Source organism: Micromonospora sp. NPDC007271 (assembly GCF_040634005.1).
In the GTDB taxonomy this organism is placed as follows: Bacteria; Actinomycetota; Actinomycetes; order Mycobacteriales; family Micromonosporaceae; genus Micromonospora.
In genome coordinates this window covers 1-18,388 of record NZ_JBEYER010000085.1, presented here as the reverse complement: position 1 = coordinate 18,388, position 18,388 = coordinate 1, and the positions used below count along the sequence as shown (strand labels likewise).

16 protein-coding genes are annotated in these 18,388 nt (G+C 72.8%); 7 read left to right on the top strand and 9 right to left on the bottom strand.

What is annotated here, in order from left to right; all coding sequences use genetic code 11:
* Position 1 precedes the first annotated feature (1 nt).
* Positions 2-1,195: an acetyl-CoA C-acetyltransferase gene (locus ABZ570_RS25625; protein ID WP_358068618.1), complete on the bottom strand. Its 1,194-nt coding sequence runs from the start codon at positions 1,193-1,195 to the stop codon at positions 2-4.
* Positions 1,196-1,257: 62 nt separating this feature from the next.
* Here ABZ570_RS25625 and mce point away from each other — a divergent pair, with 62 nt between their 5' ends.
* From mce to ABZ570_RS25600, 5 genes are all read left to right on the top strand, one after another.
* Entirely contained in the window at positions 1,258-1,731 is a 474-nt protein-coding gene (mce, locus tag ABZ570_RS25620) for a methylmalonyl-CoA epimerase (protein WP_358068615.1), read from the top strand.
* A gap of 284 nt (positions 1,732-2,015) precedes the next feature.
* On the top strand, positions 2,016-3,371 hold the full coding sequence (gene ccrA, locus ABZ570_RS25615; protein ID WP_358068612.1) for a crotonyl-CoA carboxylase/reductase: 1,356 nt from the start codon (positions 2,016-2,018) through the stop codon (positions 3,369-3,371).
* Positions 3,372-3,676: 305 nt separating this feature from the next.
* Positions 3,677-4,927 carry a DivIVA domain-containing protein gene (locus ABZ570_RS25610; RefSeq protein WP_358068609.1) on the top strand — a complete coding sequence of 417 codons (1,251 nt, stop codon included), beginning with the start codon at positions 3,677-3,679 and terminating at the stop codon, positions 4,925-4,927.
* A 167-nt stretch (positions 4,928-5,094) separates the two neighbouring features.
* Positions 5,095-7,194 (top strand): hypothetical protein, encoded by a 2,100-nt coding sequence (locus ABZ570_RS25605; RefSeq protein ID WP_358068606.1) that lies wholly within the window; start codon positions 5,095-5,097, stop codon positions 7,192-7,194.
* A 237-nt stretch (positions 7,195-7,431) separates the two neighbouring features.
* Positions 7,432-8,649: an AI-2E family transporter gene (locus ABZ570_RS25600; protein ID WP_358068603.1), complete on the top strand. Its 1,218-nt coding sequence runs from the start codon at positions 7,432-7,434 to the stop codon at positions 8,647-8,649.
* A gap of 4 nt (positions 8,650-8,653) precedes the next feature.
* Here the strand turns inward: ABZ570_RS25600 and ABZ570_RS25595 are convergent, their stop codons facing one another.
* From ABZ570_RS25595 to ABZ570_RS25565, 7 genes are all read right to left on the bottom strand, one after another.
* Positions 8,654-9,463: an alpha/beta hydrolase gene (locus ABZ570_RS25595; protein WP_358068638.1), complete on the bottom strand. Its 810-nt coding sequence runs from the start codon at positions 9,461-9,463 to the stop codon at positions 8,654-8,656.
* A 66-nt stretch (positions 9,464-9,529) separates the two neighbouring features.
* The gene (locus ABZ570_RS25590; protein ID WP_358068600.1) at positions 9,530-9,862 is read right to left on the bottom strand and encodes a hypothetical protein; all 333 of its coding nucleotides are present in this window, start codon (positions 9,860-9,862) and stop codon (positions 9,530-9,532) included.
* A 62-nt stretch (positions 9,863-9,924) separates the two neighbouring features.
* Positions 9,925-10,986 (bottom strand): hypothetical protein, encoded by a 1,062-nt coding sequence (locus tag ABZ570_RS25585; protein ID WP_358068597.1) that lies wholly within the window; start codon positions 10,984-10,986, stop codon positions 9,925-9,927.
* On the bottom strand, positions 10,983-11,477 hold the full coding sequence (locus tag ABZ570_RS25580; RefSeq protein ID WP_358068594.1) for a SigE family RNA polymerase sigma factor: 495 nt from the start codon (positions 11,475-11,477) through the stop codon (positions 10,983-10,985). Before ABZ570_RS25580 ends, ABZ570_RS25585 begins: the two co-directional genes overlap by 4 nt.
* Positions 11,478-11,518: 41 nt before the next feature.
* The gene (locus ABZ570_RS25575; RefSeq protein WP_358068591.1) at positions 11,519-13,309 is read right to left on the bottom strand and encodes a 3-hydroxybutyryl-CoA dehydrogenase; all 1,791 of its coding nucleotides are present in this window, start codon (positions 13,307-13,309) and stop codon (positions 11,519-11,521) included.
* A 159-nt stretch (positions 13,310-13,468) separates the two neighbouring features.
* Entirely contained in the window at positions 13,469-14,536 is a 1,068-nt protein-coding gene (locus ABZ570_RS25570) for an alpha/beta hydrolase (RefSeq protein WP_358068588.1), read from the bottom strand.
* 141 nt (positions 14,537-14,677) lie between these two features.
* Positions 14,678-15,139, bottom strand: coding sequence for an FHA domain-containing protein (locus ABZ570_RS25565; protein WP_358068585.1), 462 nt, complete (start codon positions 15,137-15,139; stop codon positions 14,678-14,680).
* A 245-nt stretch (positions 15,140-15,384) separates the two neighbouring features.
* Here ABZ570_RS25565 and ABZ570_RS25560 point away from each other — a divergent pair, with 245 nt between their 5' ends.
* Positions 15,385-16,884 carry an aldehyde dehydrogenase family protein gene (locus tag ABZ570_RS25560; protein WP_358068582.1) on the top strand — a complete coding sequence of 500 codons (1,500 nt, stop codon included), beginning with the start codon at positions 15,385-15,387 and terminating at the stop codon, positions 16,882-16,884.
* Between the two features lie 33 nt (positions 16,885-16,917).
* Here ABZ570_RS25560 and nucS read toward each other — a convergent pair whose 3' ends face one another.
* Positions 16,918-17,577 (bottom strand): endonuclease NucS, encoded by a 660-nt coding sequence (gene nucS, locus ABZ570_RS25555; protein WP_089009818.1) that lies wholly within the window; start codon positions 17,575-17,577, stop codon positions 16,918-16,920.
* A 71-nt stretch (positions 17,578-17,648) separates the two neighbouring features.
* Here nucS and ABZ570_RS25550 point away from each other — a divergent pair, with 71 nt between their 5' ends.
* Positions 17,649-18,266, top strand: coding sequence for a DUF4126 domain-containing protein (locus tag ABZ570_RS25550; protein ID WP_358068579.1), 618 nt, complete (start codon positions 17,649-17,651; stop codon positions 18,264-18,266).
* The last annotated feature ends 122 nt before the right edge of the window (positions 18,267-18,388 follow it).

Sequence of the window (18,388 nt, the reverse complement as noted above, 5' to 3'; positions counted from 1 at the left end):
GTCAGCTCTCGCCACCGTTCGGCACGTGGATGATCAGCGCGTCGCCCTGGCCGCCGCCGCCGCAGAGCGCGGCCGCGCCGGTGCCGCCGCCCCGACGCTTGAGCTCCAGTGCCAGGGTGAGCACGAGCCGGGCGCCGGACATGCCGATCGGGTGGCCGAGCGCGATGGCGCCGCCGTTGACGTTGACCTTGTCCGGGCTGACGCCCAGGTCCCGGGTGGACTGGATGCCCACCGCGGCGAACGCCTCGTTGATCTCGATGAGGTCGAGGTCGGAGACGTTCAGGCCGGCCTTCTTGAGCGCGTGGTTGATGGCGTTGGACGGCTGCGAGTGCAGGGAGTTGTCCGGGCCGGCCACGTTGCCGTGCGCCCCGACCTCGGCCAGCCAGGTCAGCCCCAGCTCCTTGGCCTTGGCCTTGCTCATCACGACCACCGCGGCGGCGCCGTCGGAGATCGGCGAGGAGCTGCCGGCGGTGATGGTGCCGTCCTTGGTGAACGCCGGGCGCAGCTTGGCCAGCGACTCGGCGGTGGTGTCCGGGCGGATGCCCTCGTCCTCGCTGACCACCAACGGGTCGCCCTTGCGCTGCGGGATGACCACCGGGGTGATCTCGTCGGCGAAGTGGCCGTTCTTCTGGGCGGCGGCGGCGCGCTGGTGGCTGGCCGCGGCGAAGGCGTCCTGCTCCGCGCGGGTGATGCCGTGCCGCGCCCCGTGCCGCTCGGTCGACTCGCCCATCGAGCAGCAGTCCCAGGCGTCGGTGAGCCCGTCGAGGGCCATGTGGTCCTTGATCGTGACGTCGCCGTACTTGTAGCCGCTGCGCTGGCCGAGCAGCAGGTGCGGGGCGTTGGTCATCGACTCCATGCCGCCGGCCACCACGATGTCGAACTCGCCCGCGCGGATGAGCTGGTCGGCCAGGGCGATCGCGTCCAGGCCGGAGAGGCAGACCTTGTTGATGGTCAGCGCCGGGGTGGACATCGGGATGCCCGCCTCGACCGCCGCCTGGCGGGCCGGGATCTGGCCGGTGCCGGCCTGGAGCACCTGCCCCATGATCACGTACTGCACCTGGTCGGGGGCCACGCCGGCGCGCTCCAGCGCCGCCTTGATCGCGATGCCACCGAGCTTCGTCGCCGGGAGATCCTTGAGGTTGCCCAGCAGGCGCCCCATCGGGGTCCGCGCGCCGCTGACGATCACCGAAGCCATGCCTGCCTCCGAGGGGGGTGCCGACCTGTACGCCTTAACGATTGTTCGGTCAGACTAGCGCCATGGCTGAGAACTCCCCCGTCGAGCCCGCTGCCGACTATGTCACAGACATCGGCCTGCGCCGCATCGACCACGTCGGGATCGCCGTGGCGGACCTGGACGCCGCGATCGACTTCTACCAGCGCACCTTCGGGATGCGCTGCGTGCACACCGAGACCAACACCGAGCAGGGCGTACGCGAGGCGATGCTGGCGGTCGGGCCGACCACCGAGGGCGGCTGCGTGCAACTGCTCGCCCCACTGTCCCCCGAGTCGACGATCGCGAAGTTCCTGGACCGCAACGGGCCGGGCGTGCAGCAGGTCGCGTACACGGTGACCGACATCGACGCGGCCTGCGCGGCGCTGCGCGAGCGGGGCGTACGGCTGCTCTACGAGACCCCGAAGCGGGGCACCGCCGACTCCCGGATCAACTTCGTCCACCCGAAGGACGCCGGCGGCGTCCTGGTCGAACTGGTCGAGCCGGCCACCGCTCGGTAAGGAGGGGCCCCTTGTTAACACCCGTCTGTTAACAAGGGGCCCCTCCTTAACCCCTCGGGCGCGGCGATGCGCGGTTCGAGGGTCCCGCGGACACCTCCACGCATCGGCGGATGCAATTTTTCACAAGGGGCTTCCGACCCTAGCTACCGTTCAGTAACGTCCGGCCGACAGGAGCGTGACCGGCACCGGATGTGTCGATTGCCGACATGGCGGTCCCGTCACACCGACGCCGACGATGGCAGCACCCCTGCCCCGGTGCGGGTGCGGACGAACGGGAGGTCACCGTGCAGGACATCCTCGATGCGATCATGGCGGCGGAGGGCTCCGCGCAGCCCGAACGGGAACTCGCCGGCCTGGCCGGCCTGCCGGTACCGGAGAGCTACCGGGGCGTGGTCGTCCGCGCCGAGGACACCCGGATGTTCGACGGCATGGCCACCCGGGACAAGGACCCGCGCAAGGCGCTGCACCTGCAGGAGGTGCCCACCCCCGAGCTCGGCCCGGGCGAGGCGCTGGTCGCGGTGATGGCCAGCGCGATCAACTACAACACCGTCTGGACCAGCATCTTCGAGCCGCTGCCGACCTTCAGGTTCCTCCAGCGCTACGGCCGGGTCTCCGAGCAGGCCCGCCGGCACGACCTGCCGTACCACGTGGTGGGGTCGGACGCGGCCGGTGTGGTGCTGCGGACCGGGCCCGGGGTGACCCGGTGGAAGGCCGGCGACGAGGTGGTGGCCCACTGCCTCTCGGTGGAGCTGGAGGACGCGGCCGGCCACGACGACACCATGCTCGACCCGCAGCAGCGGATCTGGGGCTTCGAGACCAACTTCGGCGGCCTGGCCGAGCTGGCCGTGGTCAAGGCCAATCAGCTCATGCCGAAGCCGCGCCACCTGAGCTGGGAGGAGGCGGCCAGCCCGGGCCTGGTCAACTCCACCGCGTACCGGCAGCTGGTGTCCCACCACGGGGCGAACATGAAGCAGGGCGACGTGGTGCTGATCTGGGGCGCCTCCGGCGGCCTGGGCAGCTACGCCACCCAGATGGCGCTGGGCGGCGGCGCGATTCCGGTCTGCGTGGTCTCCTCGCCCGAGAAGGCGGAGCTGTGCCGGCGGATGGGTGCCGAGCTGGTCATCGACCGGGCCGCGGAGGGGTTCCGCTTCTGGAAGGACGAGGAGACGCAGGACCCGGACGAGTGGCGCCGCTTCGGCGAGCGGATCCGCGAGCTGACCGGCGGCGAGGACCCGGACATCGTCTTCGAGCACCCCGGCCGGGAGACCTTCGGCGCCAGCGTCTACGTCGCCAAGCGCGGCGGCACCATCGTCACCTGCGCCTCCACCAGCGGTTACCAGCACCAGTACGACAACCGCTACCTCTGGATGCACCTCAAGCGGATCGTCGGCAGCCACTTCGCCAACTATCACGAGGCGTGGCAGGCCAACCGGCTCGTCGCGCTCGGCAAGGTCCACCCGACCGTGTCGAAGACCTACCCGTTGGCACAGACCGGCCAGGCCGCGTACGAGGTGCACCGCAACGCGCACCAGGGCAAGGTCGGGGTGCGCTGCCTCGCCCCGGCCGACGGGCTCGGCGTCCGCGACCCGGAGCTGCGCGCCCGGCACGACACCGCCATCAACCGGTTCCGCGGTCACTGACCCCGCGGCCCGCCGAGCCGCACGCCGCCCCGTCCGGCCGATCCCCGGCCGGCCGTGGGGGCGAGCAGGCATTCACCTTTTCCGCTTCCGGGACACCTTTTGATTGACACCTGACAAAGGCCGCGGCGCGGGCTCGCGCGGGCTTTTTCCGGCCTTCCCGCGCCCGGCCCGGCGCGGCCTGGGAGCTGCCAAGATCGCCGTCCGTCCCGACTCCGCCCCGGGTCCGAAGATGACCATGTAAAGAGGACGCGAAAGCTGCGCACCGCTCTTGCGAAGCACCCTGGGGCGTCTGCCAGTATGTCCCAATGCCCCAGCAGCAGTCCTCCCCTCTTGCGTTCTTCGACAACGCGAACTCGCAGCCAGATTTCACCGTCGGCCTGCGTGGCTACAACACCAATCAGGTCGATGACTTCATCGGCCGGCTGAGCGCCGCGCTGAGCCAGTCCGAGCAGGCCCGGGCCGAGGCCGAGCAGCGGATGAACGACGCCCAGCGTCGGCTCCGCCAGGCCGAGCAGCGCCAGAGCGCGCTGGAGCAGAAGCTCGCCGAGATGAACAAGCAGCTCGAGGAGAACAGCCGGCCGACCCTCTCCGGCCTGGGCACCCGCGTCGAGCAGATCCTGCGGCTGGCCGAGGAGCAGGCCAACGACCACCGCAACGAGGCCAAGCGCGAGTCGGAGGGCATCCTCTCCGCCGCCCGGCTGGAGGCGCGGGAGATCACCGACAAGGCGCGCGCCGAGGCGGCCGCCATGAAGGCCACCGCCGAGCGGGAGGCCGGCAGCGTCCGGACCGCCGCCGAGCGGGAGGCCGCCGAGGTCCGGGTGCAGGCCCGCCGCGAGGCCGACACCCTGCGCGCCGACGCCGATCGGGAGACCAAGCAGCTGCGTACGGTCACCGCGCACGAGGTGGCCGAGCTGAAGTCCACCGTCGAGCGTGAGGTCGCCACCCTGCGAGCCACCGCCGAGCGGGAGATCACCCAGCAGCGGGCGAAGGCCGCCCGGGAGGCCGAGGAGAAGCGCGCCGAGGCGACCAAGCTGCTGACCGACGCCCGTGACAAGCGCGACAAGGACCTCCAGGCGCTGGAGCTCCAGCTCGCCGAGCGGCGGGAGAAGGCCGAGCGCGAGGAGTCGGAGCGGCACGCCGCCCAGGTCGCGCAGACCCAGAAGCTGGTCAGCGAGGCGGAGCAGCGGGCCCGGACGGCCCATGAGCGGGCCAAGGAGATCGAGCAGCGGGCCGAGGCGCGCCGGGTCGAGTCCGAGCGCACCGCCAACGAGACGGTCGACAAGGCGAAGGCGCTGGCCGACAAGACCCTCAACGAGGCGAAGGCCGAGGCGCAGCGCCTGCTGAACGAGGCGCGCACCGAGGCGGATCTGACCACCCAGGCGGCCCGCCGCGAGGTCGAGGACCTCACCCGGCAGAAGGAGGCCGTCACGGCCCAGCTCGGGCAGATGCTCTCCGGTCTCGCCGGCATCGTGCCGGGCGTGCCGGCGGGCGGCAAGTCGGAGGCGGCCAAGGCCGACAGCGCCGAGGGGAAGGTCGGCGCCGAGTCGGCGAAGTGACCACCACCCGCAACGGGGCATGAGCCACGGCGCGGGGTGACACCGGGTAACCGGCGTCGCCCCGCGCCGTCATGCTCTCCCGCCCGTTTCGCCACCTCCGTGAAGTAGGTCCCAACAGGGGCGTCCGTATCGCCCCAGCAGAGCCGGATGCGTGTGAGGATGGGGGCATGTCGCACGGCGAGGAACTGTTCGCTCTCGGCGGGGACGTGGCCACGGAGCCCAGCTTCGAGTCCGCTCTGCGGGGATACGACAAACGACAGGTCGACCGGTACGTCGCCCGCGCGGAGCACGAGATCACGGCGCTGGCCGCCGAGCGGGAGCAGGCGTACACCCAGATCCACAAGCTGGCCGGCCAGGTGGAGGTGCTGCAACGCGACCTCGCCCAGCTGCGCAAGCAGAGCGGCGTGGTGGATCGGGCCTCGTTCCGGCATCTCGGCCCCCGGGTCGAGCAGATCCTCACCATGGCCGAGGAGCAGGCGGACGAGATCCTCGTCGCCGCCAACGAGGAGATCGAGGCCCGCCGCGCGGCCGCCGAGCACATCGTCGAGGAGGCCCGCGAGCAGTCCGCCCAGGCCCTGAAGGACTTCGAGATCGCCCTCGCCGCTCGCCGGGCCGAAGAGGAACGCCACACCGCCGCCCGCAAGGCCGAGGCGGACAGTGCCCTCAAGTCCGCCCGGGAGGAGGCGGAGAAGCTGCGCCGCACCGCCCAGGAGGCGCTCGCCAAGGCCCAGCAGGAGGCCACCCAGCTCCGGGACACCGCCAAGGAGATCCACAGCCGCGCCCAGCAGGAGGCCAGCCGGCTACGCGAGACGGCCAAGGAGGCGCTCGCCAAGGCCCAGCAGGAGGCGACCCAGCTCCGCGAGGCGGCCAAGGAGGTGCACGCCAAGGCCCAGCAGGAGGCCAGGCGCCTCACCGAGGCCGCGACCGAGGCCGGTCGGGCCACCCACGCCAAGGCCCTGGCCGAGGCCAAGAAGATCGTCGACGACGCGGAGGAGGCGGCGAAGGCGACCCGGAGCCGGGCCCGGACCGAGGCGAACCGACTCACCACCGAGGCCACCGAGGCCAGCAAGCGCAACCGGGCCGAGGTCGAGGCGTACGTCCAGCGGATGCGGAGCGAGACAGAGGCGTACGTCCAGCAGTCCCGGGCCCAGACGCAGCAGGAGCTGGGCGCCTGGCGGGCCGGGGTGGAGAAGGAGATCAACACCCTGCGGGAGACGACCGAGAAGGAGTTCGCCCAGCGCCGGGCCGCCGCCGAGCAGGAGTACGCGAAGCGCCGCGACGAGCTCGACAAGCAGCACAAGAGGCGGCAGGACGAGCTGGAGAAGACGTACAGCGCCCGGCACGCCGAGATCGAGCAGGGCGCCGCGGCGGTCCGGCAGGCGGCCGAGCAGGACGCGCTCACGATGCGCCGGCAGGCCGAGGAGGAGGCGGCCGAGCTGCTGCGCCGCGCGGAGGCGGAGGCCACCGACAAGCGCCGCAAGGCCGACGAGCATGTCGCCGCCTCCCGCCGGCAGTTCGAGGAGTACGCGGCCACCACCCAGCAGCACCTGGCCACCACCCAGCAGCACCTCGCCGCCACGCAGCAGGAGGTGGCCGCCGGCCGGCAGCAGCTCGCCCAGGTGATGCTGGAGATCGCCAACGCTCAGCAGGAGCTGGCCGACCTGCGCACCGAGACCTGGAAGTCCCGTCAGGAGTCCGACGACCTCCAGCGCCAGCTGGCCGAGCTGCGGCTGGCGACGAACACCGGCCTGCCGGGCCTCGCCGCCACCCCGGTCGACCCGGACCGGTTGGCCGCCACGCCCGGTGCCGGTTCGGGCACCGGTTCCGGCGCCGGGGCCGCCAGGGATGCGGCAACCGGTACCGGCTCTCCCACCGCCGACGAGCCAGCCCCGGGCACGGCCAAGGAACCGGCCGGGGCCAAGGAATTGGCCGGGGCCAAGCCGGCCGCGGCCGGGGAGCCGGCCGCCGCCAAGCCGGCCGCGGCCAGGGAACCGGCCGGGGCCACCGAGGCCGCGGGGGCGAAGGAGCCGGCGGCGGAGGCCGGCAGCGCGCGGCCGGTCGCCGAACCGGTGACCACGGTGGACGGGGGCACCGCCACCGCCGGCGTGGACGGCGAGCCGACCGTGGCCGCCGTGCCCGGCGAGGGCGGCCGGCGCGCCACTCCCACGAAGATCACCAGCACCGGCGAGGGCGGCAAGCGCCCGACCAAGCCGACCACCGACGAGCGCAGCGCCAAACCGAGCGCGGTCACCGTCGAGAAGGAGTAGCCGGCGGCCGATCCCACCGCGACCGGTGCTGGCGGCCCGCTGTCCATCCGGCACTACGCACGTGACGACGTGAACGATTCGACCCGCTGAATCGGTTCACGTCATCGTGCGTCATCCGGCGCCGGTACTCGCGCGCTGGCACAGGTGCCGGATCGTGATGGCCGGCGCGTGCCGTACCTCGCTACTCTCCCGGCAGAAGGGCCCGGCGTGGGCCGAAGTGGGTCCGGGGAGGTCCTGATGACGCGTGAGGGGACGTCGGGCGACGCGCGACCGGGGGACGAGGGCGCGCCGCGCCGCGGACCGGGCGCGGCCGGCGGGGGCGGACAGCCCGCCGCCGACGGGCAGCCCATCGTCGACGGACAGCCCGCCGTCGAGGAGCCGATCGAGCCGACCGAGTTCGAGCCGAGCGGGCGGTTCGGCGTACCGGGGAAGCCGCTGCGTCGCAGCCCCTTCCTGGTCGGCTTCACCGGGGCGCTCGGCGTGCTGCTGGCGTACGCGGTCTTCCTGGGCCTCCGCAACGCCGCCGGCATCCTGGTGCTGGTGGTCATCGCGATCTTCCTCGCCGTCGGCCTGCACCCGGCGGTGGTCCGGCTGCGCCGCTGGGGGCTGCCGCACGGCCTGGCGGTGACGGTGGTGACGCTGGCCCTGCTGCTGCTGATCGTCGGCGGCCTGCTGGCGCTGGTGCCCCCGGTGGTGACCCAGTCCGGCCAGTTCATCGCGCACCTCCCCGGCTACGTGGAGGAACTGCGCCGCAACCCCACGGTCAACGATCTCGTCGAGCGGTACGACGTGATGGAACGGGTCCGGGCGGCGGCCAACGCGGACACCATCGGCCGTGCCCTCGGCGGCGTGCTGGGCGGCGCCCAGCTGATCTTCGGCACCCTGTTCCGGGTGCTGACCGTGCTGGTGCTGACGATCTACTTCCTGGCCTACTTCGACAAGCTGCGCAACCTCGGGTACGCGCTGGTGCCGCGCTCCCGCCGGACGCGGGTCCAGCTCATCGGCGACGAGATCCTCGCCCGGGTCGGCGCGTACATGGTGGGGGCGCTGGCCATCGCGGTGCTGGCCGGCGTCAGCTCCTTCGTCTTCGCGCTGGCGGTCGGGTTGCCGTACCCCTTCGCGCTGGCCGTGGTGGTCGCGGTGACCGACCTGATCCCGCAGATCGGGGCGACGTTGGGCGCGGTGGTGGTGTCCCTGGTCGGCTTCGCCACCGATCTGCCGGTGGGGATCGCGTGCCTGGTCTTCTTCCTGGTCTATCAGCAGGTGGAGAACTACCTGATCTACCCGAAGATCATGCGCCGGGCGGTCTCCGTCAACGAGGTGGCGGCGTTGCTGGCCGCGCTCCTCGGGGTGTCGCTGCTGGGCGTGGTCGGGGCGCTGATCGCCATCCCGACCGTGGCCGCCCTGCAGCTGATCCTCCGCGAGGTGGTGCTGCCCCGGCAGGAGTCCCGCTGAGGGTTCAGCCCGCCGACCGCTGCTGCGGGCCCGGCACCGGGGTGTCGGCGAAGGCGGCCACCGTCCGATCGGCGTACGCGCTGACGTCGCCGGTCTCCATCGGCCCGTCCCAGGTGGTCGGCAGCGGCACCGGCACGGCCGGGTTGACCCGCCGGACGATCTCGTCGAGCGCGGTCTCCGCGTCGCCGACCCACAGGTGCTTGGCGCCGGGCACCCCGACCACCTCGGCCTGCGGCACGGCGGCGAAGCGCTGCCGGGCCTCGTCCGGGCGGAGGTAGTCGTCGAACTCGGGCACCAGGGCGGTGAGCGGCTTGCCCGACTCCGCCCACACGGCCAGGTCCGTGGCCTCCGAGAAGCGCAGCGGCGGGGAGAGCAGGATCGCCCCGGCCACCGCCGGATCGCAGCCGTACTTCAGCGCCAGGTCGGTGCCGAACGACCAGCCGACCAGCCAGATGTTCGGCAGCTCCTGGAACTCGGCGTACTCGATGGCGGCGGCGACGTCGAACCGCTCGCCGACGGCGGCGTCGAAGGTGCCCTCGCTGGTGCCCCGGACGCTGCTGGTGCCCCGGGTGTTGAACCGGAGCACGGCCAGGTCGGCCAGGGCGGGCAGCCGCCAGGCCGCCTTGCGGAACACGTGGCTGTCCATCATCCCGCCGTGCGTGGGCAGCGGGTGCAGGCAGACCAGCGTGCCGGCCGGTGCCCGGTCCAGCGGCCGGGCCAGCTCACCGACCAGCGTCAGCCCGTCGGCGGTGTGCAGCTCGATGTCCTCCCGGTGCCCGGGCAGGATCGACGACGCACGGATCGGTGTGCTCACCATCCCAGTCTCCATCGCCGTTCCCGGCGCCGCCCGCCGGGGCGGAAACAGGGTGATCCAGATCGCTCAGCCGTACCAGGGGGCGCCGCGCCCGCGCTGGAGGTTCGGCCCGCGCCGGTCCCGCGCCCGCCAGCAGCCGCTGTGCCAGTGCCGCCGGTCGGTGAGGTCGCCCCGGCCGTCGGCCGGCCAGGCCACCACGTGCGCCACCCCGGGGCGGATCTCCTGGTCGCAGCCGGGGCAGCGGTACGTCTTGACGGACGCCCCGCCGCTGATCCCGCGTACCTGCCAGTCGCCGTCGCGCCACTGCTGGACCGTCGGCACGCCCTGCCGGGCCCGTTCGGCGTCCAGGTGGGCGGTCTCGTCCCGACGGGGACGGTTGCGACGGGGGCTCACGGTCATCAAGCGTACGGTCCGCCGGCCGGACCGGCCCGGGACGGGCGGTCCGGCCGATATGCCCCCGTTCAATCCCAGGTCTCCGGGTCGCTCAGGTCCTTCGCCACCTGCGCCCCGGCCAACACGGTCGTCGCGTCGGCCTCCGTGAACCCTTGGTTCGGCCAGCCGAAACGGACCGTCAGGTGTGCCTTGGGGATGCCGAGCAGTTCCAACTCGCCGCCCTGGGGATAGAGATAGGCAGCCCGGCTTCCGATCGTGCGGTTTCCCTCCGAGCGGCTGCCGGAGATCCGGCTGCGGTACTCCAGCCGCACGTCCAGCCGCTGGTCTTCCGGGCGGTTGACGGTCAGCAACAGGTCCAGCGAGTCCGGAAAGCCGATGACGCTGACCTCACAACTGGCCAGCCGGGCGTCCGGCGGCAGCGTGGTCAGGCGTAGCGGGGACGCACACTTGTGCGCTTCGTCCAGCCGCACCGCAGCGACCGCCTCGCGCAGGGCACGGTCGTCAGCACCGACGGTGTGCACCCGGGCGAAAAGCCCTGGCACCGGCTGCCACCGAAGGAACCAGCCCGGCTGGCCGCCCGGCCCGGACGGCGGCACCCGCCGGATCCGCCCGTCGAAGTCGGCGGCGGTGGCGGGCCGGTCCGGATAGGTCATCCCCTCGTGCACCGACTCCTCCACCGCGACGACGTCGGTGGACAGGTCAAGGGCGACCTGCCGGCCGCCGCCCAGGTCGAGCCGGCTCCCCTCGACCCCCCGGCCGCTACGCCAGGTGACCTGCCGGGCCTTCGCCGGGTCGACCCCGAAGTGCAGCGTCTGCGGGTCAGTTCCCACCAGTTCGGGTCGCTGGGCCGCGCCCGGCGCTCCGTCGACCGGCGGTGGCACCGGCACGGCGACGGCCGGGGTGGCGGCCGTCCAGGGCAGCCGTCCCGGCAGGCCGGGCAGGTCCGGTCCGGCCATCGCCGCGAAGCCGAGCACCCCGACCAGGGCCAGCGTGGTGCCCGTGGCGGCGCGCCGGCGCACCCGCCGACGGCGGCCCACGGCTCGGGACCGGTCCAGCAGCCGGTCGGTGTCGATCTCCCCCTCGGCGCGCTCCCGCAGCACCGAGGCGATCCGCTGGTCCAGGTCGGTCACGGCCGGCTCCCGTTTGTCGTCGGGGCGCCGCAGCGCTCCCGCAGGTGGGCGAGCGCCCGCATCGCGTGGGTACGGACGGTGACCGGTGAGCAGTCGAGGATCTGGGCGATCGTCGCGTCGTCCAGGTCCTCGTAGTAGCGCAGCACCAGCACGGCGCGCTGGCGGTCGGGCAGCGCCCGGATCAGCCGCCACATCTCGTCCCGGGCGGCCGCCTCGTCGTCGAGGTCGCCGTGGTGGGCCTGTTCGGCGAAGCTGTCCACGGCCAGTTCCCGGCTGGACCGCCGGCGCCACCAGGAGGCGTTGGCATTCACCAGCATCCGGCGCACGTAGACGTCGGGCCGGTCGGCCCGGGCGATCTTCCGCCAGTGCACGTACGCCCGGGCCAGGACGTCCTGGGTCAGGTCCTCGGCGCGGTGCGCGTCGCCGGTCAGCAGCCGGGCCAGGCGTAACAGGGCCGGGCCCCGGCTGCCGACGTACTCCTCGAAGGTCACACCCTCAAGACGCCGTCACCGGCGTACGGTGTTGACCCGGATCAGCGGTTGGTGTGGTCGCGGAAGCCGCGGCCGCTCTTGCGGCCCAGATAGCCGGCCGTGACCAGGTGCTCCAGCAGCGGCGCCGGCGCGAAGCCGGGTTCCCGCAGTTCCAGGTAGAGCTCCCGCTGGATGGCCAGCGCGACGTCCAGGCCGACCACGTCGAGCAGCTCGAACGGGCCCATCGGATAGCCGCAGCCGAGCTTCATCGCGTGGTCGATGTCGTCGGCGGTCGAGTAGCTGGCCTCCAGCATCTTCACCGCGTCGTTCAGGTACGGGAAGAGCAGCGCGTTGACGATGAAGCCGGACCGGTCGCCGCAGACCACGCCGGTCTTGCCGAGCGCCGCGCAGACCGCGCGGGCGGTGGCAGTGGTCTCCGCCGAGGTGCGGATGGTCCGCACGATCTCCACCAGCGGCATGACCGGAGCCGGGTTGAAGAAGTGCAGGCCGATCACGTCGGCCGGACGCTGGGTGGCCATGGCCATGTCGATCACCGGCAGCGACGAGGTGGTGGTGGCGAGCACCACGCCCGGCTTGCAGATCTCGTCGAGACTGGCGAAGAGGGCCTTCTTGACGCTCAACTCCTCGACCACCGCCTCGACCACCAGGTCGACGTCGGCGAGGTGCTCGAGGGTGGCGGACCAGGTGACCCGGCCCAGCGCGGCGTCCCGATCGGCCTCGCTCAGCTTGCCCCGCACCACGCCCTTGTTGAGGGAGGTCTTGACCGCCTCGCAGACCTTCGCGGACTTCTCCGCGCCCCGGGTGACCGAGACGACCTCGTACCCGGCCCTGGCGAAGACCTCGATGATGCCGGTGGCCATGGTCCCGGACCCGACCACGCCGACCTTGGCGATGGCCCGCGCGCCGTCGGCGAGCGCGGCCTCCGTCGCCACCGGCGTCTGCTCGTCCGGTACGACCTTCGGCGAGCCCGGCCGCTCGTAGGTGTAGAAACCGCGCCCGGACTTCCGGCCGAGCAGCCCGGCGGTGACCATCTGCTTGATCAGCGGCACCGGGGCGTGCCGACGGTCCCGGCCGCCGCGCCGGTACATGGTGTCCAGGATCTCGTACGCGGTGTCCAGGCCGATCAGGTCCATCAGCGCGAGCGGGCCCATCGGCAGGCCGCAGCCGAGCTTCATCGCGGCGTCGATGTCCTCGCGGCTGGCGTACCGCGCCTCGAACATGCCCACCGCGTGGTTGAGGTAGCCGAAGAGCAGCGCGTTGGCGATGAAGCCGGCCCGGTCGTTGATGGTCACGTCGACCTTGCCGAGCCGAGCGCAGAGCGCCTCCACGTCGGCCACCACGTCGGCGGAGGTGACCACCGTGCGGACCACCTCGACCAGCTTCATCACCGGGGCCGGGTTGAAGAAGTGGATGCCGATGACCTGGTTGGGCCGGGTGGTGGCGACGGAGATCTCGGTGACGCTCAGCGAGGAGGTGTTGGTGGCCAGGATGGCCTCGGGCTTGCAGACCCGATCCAGCTCGGCGAAGATCCGCTGCTTCAGGTCCAGGTGCTCGGGGACGGCCTCGATCACCAGGTCCACCGAGTGCAGGGCGTCGAGCCCGACCTGGAAGTTCACCCGGCCGAGCAGGGCGTCCCGGTCGGCCTCCGCGAGCTTGCCCTTGGCCACGGCCCGGTCGGTGGAGCCGGTGAGAGTGGCTTGGCCGCGCTCCAGGGCGGCCTCGGAGATCTCCACGGCCACCACGTCGACGCCGTTGCGGGCGAACACCTCGACGATGCCGGCACCCATGGTGCCCAGACCCACCACGCCCACACTGGTGAACTCGCGCGCCACGACCGGCCTCCCCTGTCCGCTCCGCACGGCCTGGCATGAACGGCCGCTAAGGTTATGCGCCGGAGTCTGCCACGTGACGCTGGGTTGTCGAGACACCGTGGGGTATTTCACGACGTCCGTCACTCTCCGCCTCCGCGCCCGGCGGGCCGGCCGACCCGGTCAGACCGCGGCCGCGGGCGCCCCGACCAGCGCGAGCAGCTCCGCGACGAACTCCGCCGGCCGTTCCAGGTGCGGGCTGTGGCCGCAGCCGGGCAGCACCACCTCCCGGTACGTCCCACCGGCCGCCGCGTACCGGTCCAGCACGGCCCGGGTCTGGCCGACCATCGGCTGCGGCGGGCAGTCCGCCGCCCCCGGCCAGCCCGGCACCATCCCGAGCTGCCCGAGGTACGCGAGGTCGAACAGCGAGGTGTCCGAGACGATCACGTCGGCGTCGCCGCGTACCCAGGTCACCGGCGGTTTGGCCGGGACGGCGACCAGTTCGTCGGCGATCCGGAACCACACGGGCGCCAGCGCGTTGAGCACCCCGCGCTCCCCCGCCGCCGTGCCCGGCCAGTGGGGCGAGACGACCGAGGTGCCCGGGTAGTTGTCGTCCCCGGTGGCGGTGGTGAGCATGCTGTCGAGCAGCAGCTCCTCGTCCTCGCCGAGCGACGCCGGATCGGCCACGTACGCCGTGCGCAGCACGTTCCGCGGGCTGGTCGGACCGTCCGCGCCCCGGTCCTGGGCGGCGAGCCGGGCCACGAAGTCGGCGTTGGCGGTGCCGCCGCCGGTGCCGGCGAAGTCCGGTGTGGTCGGCGCGCCGTCGAGATCCTTGGTGCCGCCGAACCCGTACGGGGAGACCGGCGCCTCCAGCAGCAGGCCGGCCACCCGGTCGGGGTGGTCGACCAGCACCCGCATCGCCACGCCGCCGCCGAGTGAGTGGGCGACCACCACCGGCCGCGCGCCGGGGGCGAACAGCCCGGGGACGTCGAGCAGGGCGGCCACGTCGTCGGCGAAGTCGCCGAGGCCCCGGGTCGCGTCGACCGGGGCGATCTCGCTGTCGCCGTACCCGCGCAGGTCGGGGGCGATCACGCGGAGCGTCTCCGGGAGGCGGCGCAGCAGCGGTTCCCAGAACGCGGACGACGAGACGTTGCCGTGCACGAGCAGCACCGGCGCCCCGTCCGGCGGGCCGGCCACCCGTACCGACTGGGTGATGCCGTTGGCCTGGACGGTGTGCCGCTCGCTGCGCATTCGCGCATGCTTCCACCGTCGGGCAGGGCCCGTCCATGTGTCCGGCCGCCACCCCGGACCGCCGGCCGATGTGGCCGCCCACCCTCCGTCACGCCGGATGCCCGGCATCCGGAACGCCGGCCCGGGACCGGCGCGCCCGGGTCAGCGGTGGGCCTCGACCGACACTTCCCAGACGCCACCGCCTGCCTCCACGGCCTCGCGTGGTGTCGGCGGGACGGGCAGCGGCAGGGTGGGCCGGTGGTCCCGCCGCGGCAGGCCGAAGCTCATCCCGACCGGATCGGTCCGGGCCACGCCCGGGTCGAAGTAGCGCAGGTCGGTGCGGCCGAGCCGGATCACGTCCCCGTCGGTCAGCTGAACGCTGCCGGTGACGCGCTCGTCGTTGAGCCAACTGCCATTGGTCGAGCCGAGGTCGGTCAGCCAGGTGCCGTCGGCGGTCAACTGGACGGTGGCGTGCCGCCGGCTCAGGTGCGGGTCGGCCAGCACGATGTCGGCGGTCGGCGCGCGACCGATCACCTGCGGGTCGCGACCGACCCGGAAGCTGAGCCCGCGCATCGCCCCGCCCGACACCGTCAGCAGCGGCATCAGCTCCGGATGCTCCTCCATCGACAGTCGCCCTCCATGTCGCCCCGCGGCGTCAGCCTGCCAGCACACGGTAATCGCTCCCACCATCGCCCGTTCACCGGCGCGACTCCGGCCGGTCAACTCCCGTTCGCCGCTCAGGGCGGGCGTCGCCGGTGCGGTCGCCGGCCATCTCCGTCGATTCGGCAGACCGGCGAGGGGCGCGACCAGGGCAGATTACGGGCTACGCCGACCTACCGGCGAGTAACGGCCGGGTCTAGACTCCGACCATGACGGCTGTGCATGTCCCCGGAGTCCCGGTCATCGAGGATGGTCGACTGGTTTCCACCAGTCCGGCCACCGGCGCCGAGGTCGGGCGGCTCCCGGTGGCGACCGGGTCGGACGTGCGGGACACGGTCGAGCGGGCCCGCGGCGCCGGCGACTGGTGGGCCGGGCTCGGCTTCACCGGCCGACGGGAACGGCTGCTGCGCTGGCGCAGCCGGATCGCCCGACGGATGGAGGAGCTGGCCGAGCTGGCGCACGCCGAGGGTGGCAAGCCGGTCGGCGACGCCGCGGTCGAGATCCTGACCGCGCTGGAGCACATCGACTGGGCCGCCCGCAACGCCCGGCGGGTGCTCGGCCCACGGCGGGTCCGCTCCCGGCTGATCCTCGCCGAGTTCACCGGCCACCTCGAGTACCAGCCGTACGGCGTGGTCGGCGTCATCGGCCCGTGGAACTACCCCGTCTTCACCCCGATCGGGTCCGCCGCCTACGCCCTGGCCGCCGGGAACGCGGTGGTGTTCAAGCCCAGCGAGTACACCCCGGCCGTCGGTCAGTGGCTGGTGGACCGCTTCGCCGAGGTGGTGCCGGAGCAGGCGGTCCTCACCGCGGTGCACGGCCTCGGCGACGTGGGCGCGGCGCTGTGCCGCTCCGGCGTGGCCAAGGTGGCCTTCACCGGCTCCACCGCCACCGCCCGGAAGGTGATGGCCGCCTGCGCCGAGACCCTCACCCCGGTGCTGCTGGAGGCCGGCGGCAAGGACGCGATGATCGTCGACGCCGACGCCGACCTGGACGCGGCCGCCGAGGCGTGCGTCTGGGGCGCGCTGACCAACGCCGGCCAGACCTGCATCGGCATCGAGCGCGTCTACGCGGTCGACCAGGTCTTCGACGCCTTCGTCGACAAGGTGGTCAGCAGGGCCGGCCGGCTCACCGTCGGCCCGGACGGCGCCGACCTCGGCCCGATCACCATGCCGTCGCAGCTCGACATCATCCGCCGGCACATCGACGACGCCCTCGCGCACGGCGGCCGGGCGGTGCTCGGCGGCCCCGACGCGGTCCAGCCGCCGTACGTCCACCCGACCGTGCTGGTGGACGTCCCCGAGGAGTCGGCCGCCGTCCGCGAGGAGACCTTCGGCCCGACGCTCACCGTCAACCGGGTACGCGACGTGGACGAGGCCGTCGAGCGGGCCAACGCCCTCCCGTACGGCCTGGGGGGTGCGGTCTTCGGCCGGAAGCGGGCCGTGGCGGTCGCCCGGCGGCTGCGTTCCGGGATGGCGTCGATCAACTCCACGCTCACCTTCGCCGGGATGTCGACCCTCCCCTTCGGCGGGGTCGGCGACTCCGGCTTCGGCCGCATCCACGGCGAGGACGGGCTGCGCGAGTTCGGCCGGGCCAAGGCCATCACCCGTCGCCGGGCCCGCTCGCTGCTGCCGGCGATGACCTTCGAGCGCAGCCCGGCGGACGTCGCCCGCCTGATCAAGGCCGCCAAGCTGATGTACGGCCGGCGCTGACTCCCCCGCCGGCTCCTCGGCCGGCGGTGCGGCTCAGAACAGGGTCAGCTCGTCCCGCTCGATGCCGCGCAGCTTGTCGTAGTCGACCACCACGCAGCGGATGCCCCGGTCGGTGGCGAGCACCCGGGCCTGCGGCTTGATCTCCTGCGCGGCGAAGACCCCGGCCACCGGGGCCAGCAGGGGGTCCCGGTTCAGCAGTTCCAGGTAGCGGGTGAGCTGCTCGACACCGTCGATCTCGCCGCGCCGCTTCACCTCCACGGCGACGGTGCCCTGCTGAGCGTCCCGGCAGAGCAGGTCGACAGGGCCGATCGCCGTCATGTACTCGCGGCGGATCAGCGTGTAGCCCTCGCCGAGGGTCTCCGGGTTGGCCGCCAGCAACTCCTGGAGGTGCGCCTCGACGCCGTCCTTGCGCAGGCCCGGGTCGACACCCAACTCGTACGACGTGTCCTGGAAGATCTCCTCAAGGGTGATCCGCAGCTCCTCGCCGGCCTTGTTGACCACCCGCCACACGCCGGGGGCCTCCTCCAGCCGGCACGGCGGGCTCATCCAGTTCAACGGCTTGTACGCCCGGTCGTCCGCGTGGATCGACACCGAGCCGTCCGCCTTCACCATGAGCAGCCGGGTGGCCGGCGGCAGGTGCGCCGAGAGCCGTCCGACATAGTCCACCGAGCACTTCGCAATCACCAACCGCACCCGACGAGGGTAGCGGAGCAGCGGGCGCTCGCCGGCGAGCGCCACTGGCGTACCGGTGCGATATTGAGATCGTGCTCGAAGTCCTCACCGGTTCCGGTCTCGCCGCGTCGGCCGGCCTGAACGCCTACATCCCCCTGCTGCTCATGGGTCTACTGGCGCGCTACACCGACCTCGTCGACCTGCCCAGCGGCTGGCAGTGGCTCGGCAACGGCTGGGTCGTCCTGATCCTCGCCGTGCTGCTCACCATCGAGGTGGTCGCCGACAAGGTGCCGGTGGTCGACCACGTCAACGACGTGGTGCAGACGGTGGTCCGGCCGACCGCCGGGGGCCTGGCCTTCGGCGCCGGCTCCAGTTCGCAGACCGTCACGGTCAGCGACCCGGACACCTTCTTCTCCTCGCACCAGTGGGTGCCGGTCGTGGTCGGCGTACTGATCGCGCTCGGCGTGCACCTGCTCAAGGCGGCGGCCCGCCCGGTCGTCAACGCGACCACCGCGGGCTTCGGCGCGCCGGTGGCCAGCACCGCCGAGGACGCGACGAGCGTGGTCATGTCGGCGGTGGCGCTCCTGCTGCCGGTGCTGGTGCTGGCGTTCCTGCTCGGCTTCGTCGTGTTCCTCTTCTGGTTCCTGCGCCGGCGTGGCGAACGACGGCGGGAGCGGCGGGCGGCCCGGGCTGCGGGGTTCCGCGTCTAGCTCCACTCCTTGCTGTTGGTGGGTGGTTGCTGTTCGGGCTGGTTGCTGTTGGTGGGTGGTTGCTGTTTGGGCTGGGGGCGAGGGTGACCGGCTCCGGGCGGTCAGGCTTGATCCCTGCGCCG

What these genes read in the sequence shown, in the direction of transcription:
- ABZ570_RS25625 (WP_358068618.1), bottom strand. Translation starts at nt 1,195, where the DNA reads ATGGCTTCGGTGATCGTCAGCGGCGCGCGGACCCCGATGGGGCGCCTG.
- mce (WP_358068615.1), top strand. Translation starts at nt 1,258, where the DNA reads ATGGCTGAGAACTCCCCCGTCGAGCCCGCTGCCGACTATGTCACAGAC.
- ABZ570_RS25610 (WP_358068609.1), top strand. Translation starts at nt 3,677, where the DNA reads ATGCCCCAGCAGCAGTCCTCCCCTCTTGCGTTCTTCGACAACGCGAAC.
- ABZ570_RS25605 (WP_358068606.1), top strand. Translation starts at nt 5,095, where the DNA reads ATGTCGCACGGCGAGGAACTGTTCGCTCTCGGCGGGGACGTGGCCACG.
- ABZ570_RS25600 (WP_358068603.1), top strand. Translation starts at nt 7,432, where the DNA reads ATGACGCGTGAGGGGACGTCGGGCGACGCGCGACCGGGGGACGAGGGC.
- ABZ570_RS25590 (WP_358068600.1), bottom strand. Translation starts at nt 9,862, where the DNA reads ATGACCGTGAGCCCCCGTCGCAACCGTCCCCGTCGGGACGAGACCGCC.
- ABZ570_RS25570 (WP_358068588.1), bottom strand. Translation starts at nt 14,536, where the DNA reads ATGCGCAGCGAGCGGCACACCGTCCAGGCCAACGGCATCACCCAGTCG.
- ABZ570_RS25565 (WP_358068585.1), bottom strand. Translation starts at nt 15,139, where the DNA reads ATGGAGGAGCATCCGGAGCTGATGCCGCTGCTGACGGTGTCGGGCGGG.
- ABZ570_RS25560 (WP_358068582.1), top strand. Translation starts at nt 15,385, where the DNA reads ATGACGGCTGTGCATGTCCCCGGAGTCCCGGTCATCGAGGATGGTCGA.